This is a genomic window from Candidatus Solincola tengchongensis (assembly GCF_015711935.1).
Taxonomy (GTDB): domain Bacteria; phylum Actinomycetota; class Geothermincolia; order Geothermincolales; family RBG-13-55-18; genus Solincola_A; species Solincola_A tengchongensis.
In genome coordinates this window covers 37,860-51,624 of sequence record NZ_JACVJJ010000054.1, presented here as the reverse complement: position 1 = coordinate 51,624, position 13,765 = coordinate 37,860, and the positions used below count along the sequence as shown (strand labels likewise).

The 13,765-nt window shown below is 66.2% G+C and carries 13 protein-coding genes; all 13 read left to right on the top strand.

Features of this window, described 5'->3' with window-relative positions; translation table 11 throughout:
- The first annotated feature begins 786 nt into the window (after positions 1-786).
- The 13 genes from hpt (at position 787) to nadC (ending at position 13,696) form a co-directional block, all read left to right on the top strand.
- Positions 787-1,335 (top strand): hypoxanthine phosphoribosyltransferase, encoded by a 549-nt coding sequence (gene hpt, locus H7007_RS04695; RefSeq protein WP_287153472.1) that lies wholly within the window; start codon positions 787-789, stop codon positions 1,333-1,335.
- 214 nt (positions 1,336-1,549) lie between these two features.
- A complete protein-coding gene (gene ftsH, locus H7007_RS04690; protein ID WP_287153470.1) occupies positions 1,550-3,529 on the top strand; it encodes an ATP-dependent zinc metalloprotease FtsH in 1,980 nt (659 codons plus the stop codon).
- Positions 3,530-3,878: 349 nt separating this feature from the next.
- The gene (gene folE, locus H7007_RS04685; RefSeq protein WP_287153468.1) at positions 3,879-4,445 is read left to right on the top strand and encodes a GTP cyclohydrolase I FolE; all 567 of its coding nucleotides are present in this window, start codon (positions 3,879-3,881) and stop codon (positions 4,443-4,445) included.
- A 9-nt stretch (positions 4,446-4,454) separates the two neighbouring features.
- Complete coding sequence (folP, locus tag H7007_RS04680) at positions 4,455-5,687, top strand: dihydropteroate synthase (RefSeq protein ID WP_287153466.1); 1,233 nt, start codon at positions 4,455-4,457, stop codon at positions 5,685-5,687.
- A gap of 46 nt (positions 5,688-5,733) precedes the next feature.
- Positions 5,734-6,414, top strand: a complete 681-nt coding sequence (locus H7007_RS04675) for a peptidylprolyl isomerase (protein WP_287153465.1) — start codon at positions 5,734-5,736, stop codon at positions 6,412-6,414.
- A gap of 265 nt (positions 6,415-6,679) precedes the next feature.
- Positions 6,680-7,066 carry a dihydroneopterin aldolase gene (gene folB / locus H7007_RS04670; RefSeq protein ID WP_287153464.1) on the top strand — a complete coding sequence of 129 codons (387 nt, stop codon included), beginning with the start codon at positions 6,680-6,682 and terminating at the stop codon, positions 7,064-7,066.
- Between the two features lie 30 nt (positions 7,067-7,096).
- On the top strand, positions 7,097-7,600 hold the full coding sequence (gene folK, locus H7007_RS04665; protein ID WP_287153462.1) for a 2-amino-4-hydroxy-6-hydroxymethyldihydropteridine diphosphokinase: 504 nt from the start codon (positions 7,097-7,099) through the stop codon (positions 7,598-7,600).
- On the top strand, positions 7,593-8,480 hold the full coding sequence (locus tag H7007_RS04660) for a Rossmann-like and DUF2520 domain-containing protein (RefSeq protein WP_287153460.1): 888 nt from the start codon (positions 7,593-7,595) through the stop codon (positions 8,478-8,480). Before folK ends, H7007_RS04660 begins: the two co-directional genes overlap by 8 nt.
- A gap of 61 nt (positions 8,481-8,541) precedes the next feature.
- Positions 8,542-9,387: a pantoate--beta-alanine ligase gene (gene panC / locus H7007_RS04655; protein WP_287153458.1), complete on the top strand. Its 846-nt coding sequence runs from the start codon at positions 8,542-8,544 to the stop codon at positions 9,385-9,387.
- Between the two features lie 208 nt (positions 9,388-9,595).
- Positions 9,596-9,985: an aspartate 1-decarboxylase gene (gene panD / locus H7007_RS04650; RefSeq protein ID WP_287153457.1), complete on the top strand. Its 390-nt coding sequence runs from the start codon at positions 9,596-9,598 to the stop codon at positions 9,983-9,985.
- A gap of 243 nt (positions 9,986-10,228) precedes the next feature.
- A complete protein-coding gene (gene nadA, locus H7007_RS04645; RefSeq protein ID WP_287153455.1) occupies positions 10,229-11,137 on the top strand; it encodes a quinolinate synthase NadA in 909 nt (302 codons plus the stop codon).
- Between the two features lie 36 nt (positions 11,138-11,173).
- On the top strand, positions 11,174-12,844 hold the full coding sequence (gene nadB / locus H7007_RS04640) for an L-aspartate oxidase (RefSeq protein ID WP_287153453.1): 1,671 nt from the start codon (positions 11,174-11,176) through the stop codon (positions 12,842-12,844).
- A gap of 6 nt (positions 12,845-12,850) precedes the next feature.
- Positions 12,851-13,696: a carboxylating nicotinate-nucleotide diphosphorylase gene (nadC, locus tag H7007_RS04635; protein ID WP_287153451.1), complete on the top strand. Its 846-nt coding sequence runs from the start codon at positions 12,851-12,853 to the stop codon at positions 13,694-13,696.
- Positions 13,697-13,765: the final 69 nt, after the last annotated feature.

The following is a 13,765-nucleotide window of genomic DNA, read 5'->3' as shown; positions in this document are numbered from 1 at the left end:
GCCTGGGTGGTGGGCTACCGTCCCGACGAGCGTTTCAAGATCACGCCGCGGACGAAGAGGGCCCTGAGGTGCGAGATCCTGGATTGAGAGGAAGACCGACTGGACCCATAAGAGGGATCGAGTTGAACCGCCTTCGTCAAGATCACGCCGCGGACGAAGAGGGCCCTGAGGTGCGAGATCCTGGATTGAGAGGAAGACCGACTGGACCCATAAGAGGGATCGAGTTGAACCGCCTTCGATCCGCGGACCCCGCAAGGTGGGGTGTCTCCGTTCTCGTGGCGAGGACCCCGCGGGGAGGGGATGCGCACGGAATTCCTCGGTGTGACCTCGCAGGCACCGTGCGTTTCGGAGAGCGCTTTCGGGGCCAGGGTCCGGGGGATTACCCTGCAATCCCGTCCAAACCAAAAGATCGGGCATGCGAATGCTCGTTTCCGTTCCGAAGACGTTGGCCCGACCCCAGGGTGGGGACATCGCCGGCCATGTTTCACCGTCAAGCCTCCCGCTCCGCATGGGAATATATTCCATGATCTTCCGTTTCCCTCCCCCTTCCCCTTTGCCGGGAAACTCATCCGGGCCTCCCGCCTGGGCGTCGTATGCCTTCCGACCAAGCAAGGGACCGTTTTCCTCATGCCCGCCTCGTATCATCCCCCGTCCGGTTGGGGTAAAATGGGGACCGTGGCCCGAAAGGGCCGTCACCGGCGCCCCGCGTCGGCTATGAGGGATTCCCTGTCGAAGAAAACGGCGGAGGCGTGAAGAGGGAAAGCGCTGAGAGGGGGAAAACGGCCGTTGGATACGAAGCCCGGGAAGGTGCTCATCGGCAGCCGGGAACTCGACCGGCGCGTGGAGGAGCTCGCCCGCCGCATCACCGAGGATTACCGGGGGCGCGACCTGGTGATGGTGGGCATCCTGAAAGGGGCTTTCGTCTTCCTGGCCGACCTGGTGCGCCGGGTGGACCTCCCCCTGGAGGTGGACTTCGTGGCCGTCTCCAGTTACGGGAAGGATACCGAGACCTCCGGTGTAGTGCGCGTGCTCAAGGACCTGGACCTGGACATACGGGGGCGGGACGTCCTCCTCGTGGAGGACATAGTGGATACCGGGCTCACCCTGGATTACATCGCCCGGCTGCTCCGGCAGAGGGAGCCCGCCAGCCTGGAGGTCTGCGCCTTGCTCAACAAGCCGGAAGCGCGTAAGGTGGATATTGAGGTCAAGTACTGCGGCTTCGACATCCCTCCCCTCTTCGTGGTGGGGTACGGGCTGGATTACGCGGAACGTTACCGGCATCTGCCTTACGTGGGGGTTCTCGAGGATGCCGGGGATACGCAAGAAGATGCCTGAGCTGCCGCGGTCGAGGGACGCCGTTTCAGGACCGGACACGGGCGGTCGAAGAATTATAGTGGCGGGACACGCCGGGGGACGGGGCGGCAAGCGTCGGCGTGGCCAAGGTGTGCCGAGAGGGGAGGGAGAGCTCCGCGGGGAGCGCCCAGGGGGTCACGGAGGGGCGCGGTCGGGGCGCCCGCATGAGGTCTTGAAGAAAGGAGAGCGGTAGGTCTTGAACCCCGGAAACAAGAGGATCTGGCGGACTGCCATATTCTACCTGGTGATCGCCTTCGTCATCCTGCTGGTGTGGACGAAGTCCCCCAGCATCTTCGGGACCAAGAAGGTCCACGACCTCTCCTGGTTCCAGGACCGGCTGGCGGCCGGGGAGATCGCCACCCTGACCATCAAGGACAAGGACCACGTGGTGGTGGGGACCCTCCAGAGCGGCGAGGAGTTCGAGGTAAGCTTCCCCGCCGATTACACCAGCGACCTGGTGAAGGAGATCAATTCCTACCGCGCCAAGGCGGATTCGGAGGACGCCGGGGAGGCCCAAAGGTACGCCGCCTACCGCAACCTGGAGATCAAGGTGGATACCCAGGGAGGTTTTGACTTCCTGGGGGTGGTCCTCAACCTGCTGCCCTTCATCCTCATCGTGGTCCTCTTCTTCTTCCTCTTCCAGCAGATGCAGGGAGGGGGGAGCAAGGTGATGTCCTTTGGGAAGAGCCGGGCCAAGCTGGTCTCCAAGGACCAGCCCAAGGTGACCTTCAAGGACGTGGCCGGGGTGGACGAGGCGGTGGAGGAGCTGAAGGAGATCCGCGACTTTCTGGCCAACCCCGCCAAGTTCCAGGCCCTGGGGGCCAAGATACCCAAGGGGGTCCTCCTCTACGGCCCTCCCGGCTCGGGGAAGACCCTCCTGGCCAAGGCGGTGGCCGGTGAGGCGGGGGTTCCCTTCTTCTCCATCTCCGGCTCCGATTTCGTGGAGATGTTCGTGGGAGTGGGCGCCTCGCGGGTGCGCGACCTCTTCGAGCAGGCCAAGGCCCATGCACCGGCCATCATCTTCGTGGACGAGATAGACGCCGTGGGGCGGCACCGCGGCGCCGGGCTGGGCGGGGGGCATGACGAGAGGGAGCAGACCCTCAACCAGCTGCTGGTGGAGATGGACGGCTTCGACACCAAGGCGGGGGTCATCCTCATCGCCGCCACCAACCGTCCGGACATCCTGGACCCCGCGCTCCTGCGACCGGGGAGGTTCGACCGCCAGATCGTGGTGGACCGTCCCGACCTGCAGGGCCGCATCGAGATACTCAAGGTGCACACCCGGGACAAGCCACTGGCCGAGGACGTGGACCTGGAGGTCCTGGCCAGGCGCACGCCGGGGTTCACCGGCGCCGACCTGGCCAACCTGGTCAACGAGGCCGCCCTCCTGGCGGCACGCCACGGGAAGAAGAAGCTGGATATGGAGGAGCTGGAGGAGGCCATCGACCGCGTGGTCGCCGGGCCGGAGAGGCGCACCCGCCTCATCAGCGAGAAGGAGAAGGAGATCATCGCCTATCACGAGACGGGACACGCCTTGGTGGCCCACGAGCTCCCCAACGCCGACCCGGTGCACAAGATATCCATCATCCCCCGGGGACAGGCCCTGGGTTATACCCTTACCCTGCCCACGGAGGACAAATACCTGGTGACCAAGTCCGAGCTGGTGGACGAGCTGGCCATGCTCCTGGGGGGTCGGGTGGCGGAGGAGATGGTCTTCGGGGAGATCACCACCGGGGACCAGAACGACATCGAGAAGGCCACCCGCTTGGCCCGCAAGATGGTCTGCGAGTTCGGGATGAGCGAGAAGCTGGGGCCCCTGACCCTGGGACAGAAACAGGGGGAGGTCTTCCTGGGAAGGGACCTGGTCACCCACCAGGACTACAGCGATCAGATAGCCTACGAGATAGACCGCGAGGTCAGAAGGCTGGTGGACGGGGCCTACGACCGCGCCAAGGAGATCCTCACCCGCAACCGGGAGAAGCTGGACCTCATCGCCCATACCCTCATGGAGAGGGAGACCCTGGAGAAGGAGGAGCTGCTGGCCCTCCTCGAGGGCCGGGAGCTGGAGAGTACCGGCCCGGCGGAGGCCCCTTCACGGGAGGAGCCGGAAGGGGAAAGGGACGCGGTACGGCCTCCGGCACCCATAAAGGGAAAGCCGGCCATCCAGCCGGAATGATGTCCGGGCCGCGCTTTCCGGCGGCGCCGTGACTTATCTCCTCCACGCGCCTCTACTCCACGCGTCGATTTGAACCCCAGCGCTGCGCTCGCCTTGTTCCCCCTCCCCGCTTGGGAGAGGAACGACCAGCCTGCCAGTTTACCCATTCCCGCCGGGGGCTTGGGTTATAATATGCGGGTGTGGTTTCCCGGGAAGGCGCGGCGTAGCGGAGGGTCCGCGGAGTAGAAGCCCGCGCCATGCCGTGGCCGAGCAGCGGGAGCCATGGGCGTCCGGATGGAATAGGCCCAGATCAGGAAGAAGATGGAAGTGGCTGGCCTGACGGTCCAGCCGGGGTCATGGAAGGTGTGAGGTGGACCGGGAGAAGATAAAGCAGGGCGTGCGCCTGATCCTTGAGGGCATCGGGGAGGACCTGGAGCGCGAGGGGCTTGTGGACACCCCGGAACGGGTGGCCAAGATGTACGAGGAGATCCTCTGCGGCATGGATGTGGATCCGGCAAGCGTAATCCAGGCCATGTTCGCCGAGGAGCATGAGGAGATGATCGTGGTCAAGGACATCCCCCTCTACTCCATATGCGAGCACCATCTCATGCCCTTCCTGGGAAAGGCCCATGTGGCCTATATACCCGGGCCCCAGGGCCAGATAACCGGCATCAGCAAGCTGGCCCGGGTGGTGGACGTCCTCTCCAAGCGCCTCCAAGTGCAGGAGCGTCTGACGACCACCATCGCCGACACTCTGGTCAAGGCCCTGCGCCCGCGGGGCGTCCTGGTAGTCATCGAGGCCGAACATCTCTGCATGTCCATGCGGGGGGTCAAGAAGCCGGGCACCCTGACCATCACCTCCGCGGTGCGCGGCACCTTCCACACCAACGCCGCCTCCCGCGCCGAGGCCATGGCCCTCATACGCCAGAAGAGCTGAGGTGAGCCCATGCGCTATAACCCTCGCCTGCTCCGCGTGGAAGATCTGCGCGATGCCTATGCCCGCCTGGACGAGATCGGGCCCACCGACCGCGGCCGCGACATCATGGCCCCCAAGATGGTCCACCGCGTCATACGGGTGGACGACCTGGACAACCGGGCGGCCAACATCCTCAAGCAGAACATGCTCTCCATCGGGGGGGAGGTCTCCCTTCCCCGGGACGTCTTCGAGTACGGGGAGAAGAGGGTTCCGGCGGTGATCTCCGGGACCCTAAAGCACTACCGGGCCCTGATCGCGCGCCTCAAAGAGCAGCCGTTCGGGTTGAGGGCGCTGGCTGCGGAACTGGAGGAGGTCCTGGCCCCCGCCTTCCGGGAGGAGGAGAGGACCCTGGTCCTGGGCGGGAGGGAGTACCGCCTGGGCGAGCGCACCCTGCTGATGGGCATCGTCAACGTGACCCCGGATTCCTTTTCCGACGGCGGCAGGTTTTACCGGGCCGGGGACGCGGTGGAACACGGTTTGAGGCTGGTGGAGGAGGGCGCGGACATCCTGGACATAGGAGGGGAGTCCACCCGGCCGGGCTCCGACTCCATCCCCCTGGACGAGGAGCTGCGGCGGGTCATGCCCGTGGTCGAGGAGCTCGCCGGACGGGCCGGCGTCCCTCTCTCTATAGACACCACCAAGGCGGAGGTGGCACGCCGCGCCCTGGACGCGGGATGCTCCATGGTCAACGAGATAAGCGCCATGCGCCTGGACCCGGAGATGCTGCCCCTGGTAGTGGAGCGGGGGGTGCCCTTCTGCCTCATGCACATGCAGGGCATGCCCAAGGACATGCAGGTGAGCCCACATTACGAGGACGTGGTCGGCGAGATAGCGGCCTTCCTGCGGGAGAGGGCGGAGGCGGCCATCCGGGCGGGCGCCGACCCCTCCAACATCATCCTGGACCCTGGCATAGGCTTCGGGAAGACGCTGCGCCACAACCTGGAGATACTGAGGAGGTTGCCGGAGCTCAGGTCTTTGGGCTACCCGCTTCTCCTCGGGACCTCCCGCAAGTCCTTCATCGGCATGATCCTGGACCTCCCGGTGGAGGAGAGGCTGGAGGGCACGGCGGCCAGCGTGGCCCTGGGAGTGGCCATGGGAGCGGACATCGTGCGGGTGCACGACGTGCGGGAGATGGTACGGGTGGTCCGGGTGGCGGAGGCCATCGCCGGTAAGGGGCGCTGGCGGGACTTGGAAGAAGAGTAGTTTGGGAACGCGTCGACGCGTGGGTCGTTGAGGTGGGGAGGTCGAATTGGGTCGGGCTCAGAAGTTGAAGCAGCAGCGTAAGGAAGAGGAAGCCAGGAGGGAAAAGGAGAGGAAGAAGGAGATCCGCATGCGCATCCTGGCGGCGGTGGGGGTGCTTGCCGCCGTGGGCATAACCGTGGGTCTGGTCTTCCTGGCAAACCACCTCAAGTCAAAGGAAAAAGAGCCCAGGATCACCTCCCGCCTGGTGCTTCAGACCAGCAAGGGGGAGATCGTCGTCGGCCTCTATGGGAAGGAGGCCCCCATGACCGTGCAGCACGTGACCGACCTCGTGAACCGCGGCTTCTACGACGGCCTGCGCTGGTACCGGGTAGAGGACTTCGTGGTCCAGACCGGGAGCCATTACCAGTCCCTGCGGGCGGAGTACGGGGAGACGGAGCCCGACCAGGCGGCCCTCGAGGAGGCCATAGCCAAGGACGGCGAGGTGCAGAAGGTGGCCGACGAGATCGGCCTCTCCAACCTGCGGGGCATGGTGGGCATGGCCAAGCCCAGCGACCCGGAGACGCAACTCCCGGAGCCCGACTCCGCCACCACCGACTTCTACATCCTCAAACGGGACTCCACCTTCCTGGACACCTACTTCACGGTTTTCGGGAAGGTAATCAGGGGTATGGAGGTCGTGGATTCCCTGGAGGCCACGGACACCCTCGTCTCCGCCAGAGTGGAATGACCTCCGGCAAACGCTTTTCCTAGCCCGGTGGAACCCCGTAAAAGACGCAATGCCGGCTCGGCGGGCCACGGCGGAGGCTCGGACAGGATGGGAATCATTCCCCTGTGATGCCCGGCGCGGGATGAAGCGGAGTCTCCCGGGGCCATCCAGGTGCGGACGGTGGGGCGCGAGACTCCCTCGCAGATCGGGTGGCGTGGAGACGAGGAGGCGGGCCGCGGAGGAGCTGGCATGAGACGGCCGCCTCGCAGGAAAGGAGGCTTTGGGCGTGCGCCATTGGGACGGCATGGCCAGGATCCTCATCACCGGCCTTAGGGCCTACGGGTACCACGGTTGCATGCCGGAGGAACGGGAGGAGGGCCAGGTCTTCGTGGTGGACGTGGAGCTGGATTACGAGGCCTCGCAGGCAGCGAGAGAGGACGACCTTTCCCGGGCCGTGGACTACAGTCGGCTGGCGGAGGGCATTCGGGACATCATCTCCGGGGAACCCTTTCGCCTCATCGAGTCCCTGGCGGCGGAGGTAGGGAGATATGTCATGGAGTCCACGCCGGCGAGGAGGGCGCTGGTGCGGGTCCATAAGCCGGAGGCACCCATCAGCTGCGAGGTGGGTGACGTAGCCGTGGAGATGGTCTTCCGGCGCGATGAGGGCGGTTGAGAATCGCAACGGAGCGGCGGGAGGAGCTGCATGGCGGGAGGGGGCGAACACCGGGTCTTTCTGGGGCTGGGGAGTAACCTGGGCGACCGCAGGGGGAACCTCCTATCCGCCCTCAGGATGCTCGATTCCATCCCCGGCGTGAGGGTTGTCGAGGTCTCCTCCATCTACGAGAGCGAGCCGTGGGGGCCGGTGGAGCAGCCGAATTTCCTCAACCTGGTGGCCCTGGTGTCCACGCGGCGCGGCCCGCGGGAGATGCTGGAGGCCTGCAGGGAAGTGGAGGATGCCTTGGGGAGGGTGAGGGATGTGCGCTGGGGGCCGAGGACGATTGACGTGGACATCCTGCTGTACGACGATATCGCCTGGAAGGACGAGGATTTGGTGATCCCCCATCCCCGCATGAGAGAGCGGGATTTCGTCATCGTCCCCCTGCGGGAACTGGACCCCGCATTGGTGCCCCCGGCCGGCCTGGAGGGGGATGAGCGGGCGGGGCTGCGATGGGCGGGCCGTTTCGAGGAGGGAGAGTGGCGTGGTTAGGAAGAGCGACCGTTTCGTGGTCATCGGGGGAGGAAGGGTGGGGACCGCGGTGGGGTACCTCCTGGCGCAGGCCGGGCGTTCGGTGGCGGCCGTGGCCTGCCGCAGCGAGGAATCGCTTGAGAAAGTCAGGGAGTACCTTCCCCATACCTATCTCACCACGGACATGGTCAAGGCGGCGAGAAAGGGCAACGTGCTGCTCCTCACCACCCCCGACGACCTCATCGCCGACGCCTGCGTGACCCTGGCCAGCGCGGGGGTCGTGAGGAGGGGTAGTTACGTGGTGCACATGAGCGGCGCCCTGGGGTTGGACGTGCTGGCGGCGGCGGAGGAGGCGGGTGCGGCCACGGCGAGCATCCACCCCCTCCAGACCTTCGCCGACGTCCGAGGGGCGGTGAGGAAGATACCGGGATCCGTGTTCGCGGTCACCGCCAGGGACCCGCGTACCGGGGAATGGGCAGAGGATCTGGTCCGCCTGCTGGGAGGGGAGCCCGTGCGCCTGGAAGAGGAGAACAAGGTCCTCTACCACCTGGGAGCGGTTTTGGCCAGCAACCTCCTCGTGGCCCTGGAGCACGCCGCCGAGCTCCTCTATCAGGAGATAGGCATGGAGGGCGAGAAGGCCCTGAAGGCCCTGCTACCACTGATCGAGGGCACGGTGAGCAACCTGCGCCGCCTGGGAACGGAGAGGGCGCTCACCGGCCCCGTTGCCCGGGGGGACATCGGCATCATAAGGCGCCACCTGGAGAAACTGGAGGAGGAGGGACGGGAGGAACACCTGCATGTCTACGTGGCGCTCACCCGCTTCGCCCTGGACCTGGCGGAGGCCCACCTGAGCCGTTCCCGGAGCCAGGAGATCGCCGAACTCCTGGAGCGCTATACCTGAGGCCGGTGCGGCGGGCTCGAGCGCCCGGATGGAGAAGGGAGACAAACCTGGGAGGTTGGGGATGCGCATCGTCACCGTGCCGTGGGAGATGACCCGTCTGGTCACGGAACGCCGGGAGGCGGGACAGAGCGTAGGTCTGGTCCCCACCATGGGGTTCTTCCATGCCGGGCACGTGAGCCTCATGCGCGCCGCGCGGGAGGAGAACGACTTCGTGGTGGTCAGCCTCTTCGTCAATCCCATCCAGTTCGGTCCCCGCGAGGACTTCAAGGAATACCCCCGCGACCTGCAGCGGGACGTGGAGATAGCCGCGCAGGCGGGCGTGGACTGCATATTCCATCCCCGGGTGGAGGACATGTATCCCCAACCTTACCTCACTTTCGTGGAGGTGGAGGGGATAACCGAAGGCCTCTGCGGTGCCTCCCGCCCGGGGCATTTCCGGGGCGTGGCCACGGTGGTTGCAAAACTCTTCCATATAATCCCCGCCCACCGCGCTTACTTCGGTCTCAAGGATGCCCAGCAGGTGAGGGTCATCCAGAAGATGGTGGAGGACCTCAACTTCGACATCCAGATCGTGACCTGCCCCACGGTGAGGGAGGAGGACGGGCTGGCCATGAGCTCCCGCAACGTCTATCTTAAACCGGAGGAGAGGAGGGCGGCCACCGTCCTCTACCGTTCGCTGCGCCGGGCGGAGGAGATGGTGCGCGGAGGGGAGAGGGAGGCCCGCGAGGTGCTCGCGGCGGTGCGGGAAATGCTGGAAACCGAGCCCCTGGTCGAGCCGGAGTACGTGGAGGCCGTGGATTGGGAGGGGCTCCGCCCCGTGGAACGCCTGCAGGGCAAGGTGCTCATCGCCCTGGCGGCCAGGGTGGGGAAGGCCCGCCTCATCGACAACGTCCTCCTCGAGGTATGAGGCACGGACGGTGCATCCTCGCCGGTCTTCTCTTTACTGTCCGGAAGGTGAGGGCCACCCGCCGCTGGCGGCGGATTCCCGGTATGCGCCCCCCGGGGAGCGAGTTGGCGAGGTACGATACCCGGCAAGGGTTATGCTATATTATGGATAAAGGCCCGGCGTCGAACGGAGGCGCAGAGGCGAGGAGCTGGACACGCAGGGTAGGAAGATGGCCAGACGTCGCATTATGCTCAAGAGCAAGATCCACCGGGCCACGGTCACCGATGCCGACCTCCATTACGTGGGAAGCATCACCATTGATGAGGAGCTCATGCGGGCGGCGGACCTGCTTCCCTACGAAAAGGTGATGGTGGTGGACGTGGACAACGGGAACCGCCTGGAGACTTACGTCATAGGCGGTGTCCCCGGATCGGGAACCATCACCATGAACGGCGCCGCGGCCCGCCTCATCCACCGCGGGGACAAGGTGATCATCTTCTCCTTCTCCATCGTGGACGAGGAGGATGTCCGGGACCTCAAACCGCGCATCGTCTACGTGGACGAGCTCAACCGCATAACCCACGTGGAGGACCACGTGGCCGCCGACGACGTCTGCTGATCGGTGGAACCGCAGGGGGAAGGGTCGGGGGTCTTTTTTTATTCCTTTTCCGGGAAGGGGTTTATGCCCGCTTTCCAGGGAATGGAAAAGAGCGGAGGCCGACGGGCGGGCACGGCGTCGGGGAGACGTCCGGGACGCGGAGGCGCGGGGAGGCCCCGGCTGCGTCGCCCGGCTGCGTCGGGGTGGAGGATCGCGCTGCGTGGGTCAAGATAAGGCATTGAAACGAAAGGAGCGAACCCATCTTTGGAACGTGAGGATCTCGTCGAGAGCATAAACCGCCTGCGCGAGGAGCGCGAGGCGGTCATCCTGGCCCACAACTACCAGCCTCCGGAGATACAGGACCTGGCGGACTTCGTGGGCGACTCCCTGGGGCTGGCCCGGCAGGCCGCGGAGACGGAGGCCAGGGTGGTGGTCTTCTGCGGCGTGCACTTCATGGCCGAGACCTCGGCCATCCTCAACCCGGACAAGGTGACCCTGCTCCCGGAGCCGCGGGCGGGTTGTCCCCTGGCGGACACCGTGACCCCGGAGGGGATCCGCACCCTGCGCAAGCTCCATCCCCGGGCGGTAGTGGTAACCTACGTGAACTCCACCGCGGCGGTGAAGGCGGAGAGCGATTACTGCTGCACCTCGGGCAACGCCGTGGACGTGGTCCGGAGCATCGAGGCCACGGAAATCGTCTTCACCCCCGACGGCAACCTGGGCCGCTACGTGCAGGGGGTGAGCGGCCGCCGGCTCATCATCTGGGAGGGCTGCTGCCCCATCCACGACGGCATCCGGGCGGAGGACGTGAGCAGGTTGAAGGAAGAGCATCCCGAGGCCCTTACCATAGCCCACCCGGAATGCCGGCCGGAGGTCCTGGAGCTGGCCGATGCAGTGGCCAGCACCTCGGGAATGTTCCGGGTGGTGGAGGAATCCGACCGGGAGGAATTCATCATCCTCACCGAGTCAGGATTGGGTTACCCGCTCGGTAAGAGGTTCCCGGAAAGGCGCTTCCACTTCCCCTCCCCCGAGCCCCTCTGCCCGGACATGAAGATGATCACCCTGGAGAAGGTGGAGAGGTCGTTGAGGGACATGGAGCCCAGGGTGACCGTGCCCGAGGAGATACGCGTCCGTGCGCTGCGGGCCGTGGAGAGGATGCTGGCCGTCGGTTGAGGACGCCGTGCGGAAGGTACGGAAAGAGGAATCCCGGTGATCCCCAGATACCTCGTCAACTTCGACCTGGAAGAACTTCCCACCATGGACTGCGACCTGGTGGTGGTGGGAAGCGGGGTGGCCGGGCTTTCCACGGCGCTGCGGGCCGCCCGCCGTTTCCGCGTCGCCCTGGTGACCAAGACCACGCTCACTGCGACGGCCACCAAATTCGCCCAGGGGGGCATCGCCTCCGCCCTGGGCGCCGACGACTCGCCGGAGCTCCACTTCCGGGACACCGTGGAGGCGGGCAAGGGGCTCTGCGAGGAGGACGCCGTCTGGGTACTGGTACGTGAGGGCCCCCGCCGCATCACCGAGCTCATCGAGGAGGTGGGCGCGCACTTCGACACCACCGACGGCCACCTGGACCTCACCATGGAGGGAGGGCATTCACGCCGCCGGGTGGCCCATGCCCAGGGAGACGCCACGGGAAGCGAGATCGAGGCCTGCCTCATCCGGCGCCTCATCTACAATAAACGACTCCAGATCCTGGAGGATTATTTCGCCGTGGACGTGGTGACCCACGAGGACCGCTGTCTGGGGTTACTGGCCATGGACACGGACACCGGCACCCTGCATTACCTGCGTGCCCCCGCCGTGGTCCTGGCCACGGGAGGGATGGGACAGCTCTACTCCGTGACCACCAACCCCGAGATCTGCACCGGAGACGGGGTGGCCATGGCCCTGCGCGCCGGCGCCGAGGTGGCCGACGTGGAGTTCCTCCAGTTCCACCCCACCGCCCTGCACATCCCCGAGAACCCCCGCTGGCTCATCAGCGAAGCCCTGCGTGGGGAAGGGGCGGTCCTCGTGGATCACCGGGGACGCCGCATCATGCGCGGCGTGCACCCCCTCGAGGACCTCGCTCCCCGCGACGTGGTGGTCAACGAGATGGTCCGGGTGATGCGGGAGCTGGATCGGGACCACCTCTTCCTGGACGCCACGGGCATCCCCGCGGAGACCCTGAAAGCGCGTTTTCCCTCCATCTACCGCCACTGCCTTGAGGCCGGGTTGGACATCACCCAGTCGCCCATTCCGGTGTCTCCCGCCGCCCACTATATGAGTGGGGGGGTGGTCACCGACCTGCGGGGAAGGACCAAGGTGGCGGGGCTCTACGCCTGCGGCGAGGTGGCCTGCACGGGGGTGCACGGGGCCAACCGCCTGGCCTCCAACTCCCTCCTCGAGGGCCTGGTCTTCAGCTGGAGGATCATGGAGGACCTGGAGGTGACGCTGGCAAGGAGGGAGGATCTCCATTCGCGCGTGCCGAGCATCGGCTACCGCAGGAAGCGCCACCACGTCCCGGTGGACATAGCCCTGCTCCGGCGCTCCCTCCAGCAGGCCATGCAGGACGGTGTGGGTTTCCGCCGCAGCCGGGAGAGCCTCACCGAGGCCGCCAGGTTCCTGGGCAAGAACCGGCGGGTCCTGGATGCCTCCTACCTGTCGCCGGCGGGCTTCGAGGTGCAGAACATGATCCTTCTGGCCGGGCTCATGGTGCGCGCCGCGCTCCTCCGGAAGGAGAGCCGGGGGTGCCACTTCCGGGTGGACTTTCCCGGAGAAGCGGAATTCTGGAGGCGGCACATCGTTTTCCGCGAGGGTGAGGATGGTTTATCCTGGGAACTGAGGCCCGTGGGAAGCCTCACCGGATCCGGATACCCCTGGTGGGAGGAGGATTGATCTCCCTTGGACGAGGAGTTCAGGAGGACCTGCCTTGAGGCCGTCCGGCGCGCGCTGGACGAGGACCTGCGCAGCGAGGGGGACATCACCACCCGGGCCCTTCTCCCTCCGGACATGCGCGGCAGGGGGAGCATAATCATGAGGGAGGAAGGGGTGGTGGCCGGACTTCCCCTGGCCTCCATGACCTTCCGCCTCCTCGACCCCAAGCTCCGTTTTCAGCCCCTGGTGAGCGACGGCGACCGCCCCGCCGCTCCCGCGGAGATCGCCGTGGTGGAGGGGAGGGTGTCCACCATCCTGGAGGGGGAGAGGACGGCCTTGAACTTCCTGCAGCGGCTTTCGGGGGTGGCCACCCTGACCTCGCGTTTCGTGGCCGCGGCCGCCCCTCACGGGGTGGAGATATTGGACACCCGCAAGACCACCCCCGGCCTGCGGGCTCTGGAGAAGTACGCCGTGCGGGCGGGAGGAGGAAGGAACCACCGTTTCGGTCTTTACGACGGCGTGCTCATCAAGGACAACCACATCGCCGCGGTTGGGAGCACCGCGGAGGCGGTGCGAAGGGCGCGGGAGGTACTGGGGAACGAAGTGAGCATCGAGGTGGAGGTGCAGGACCTGGACGAGCTGGAGGAGGCCATCCGGGCGGGCGCCGACGTGGTCATGCTGGACAACCTGAGCGTGGAAGAGGTGCGCGAGGCGGTGCGCCGGGCGGGGGGCAGGGTGAAGCTCGAGGTCTCGGGGGGCATCGACCTGGAGAACGTGGTCGCCTACGCCTCCACGGGGGTGGATTTCATCTCCGTGGGCGCCCTGACCCACAGCGCGCCGGCATTGGACATAGCCCTGGAGCTCTCGGTATGAGCCGATTCCGCGGTGCGTGACCGCCGGGAGCCGGCGCACGAGGCTTCATCGGAGGATGGACGGTTCCGG

Coding starts and splice junctions, on each gene's coding strand:
- folP (WP_287153466.1), top strand. CDS start 4,455: ATGCGCTATAACCCTCGCCTGCTCCGCGTGGAAGATCTGCGCGATGCC.
- folK (WP_287153462.1), top strand. CDS start 7,097: ATGGCGGGAGGGGGCGAACACCGGGTCTTTCTGGGGCTGGGGAGTAAC.
- panC (WP_287153458.1), top strand. CDS start 8,542: ATGCGCATCGTCACCGTGCCGTGGGAGATGACCCGTCTGGTCACGGAA.
- panD (WP_287153457.1), top strand. CDS start 9,596: ATGGCCAGACGTCGCATTATGCTCAAGAGCAAGATCCACCGGGCCACG.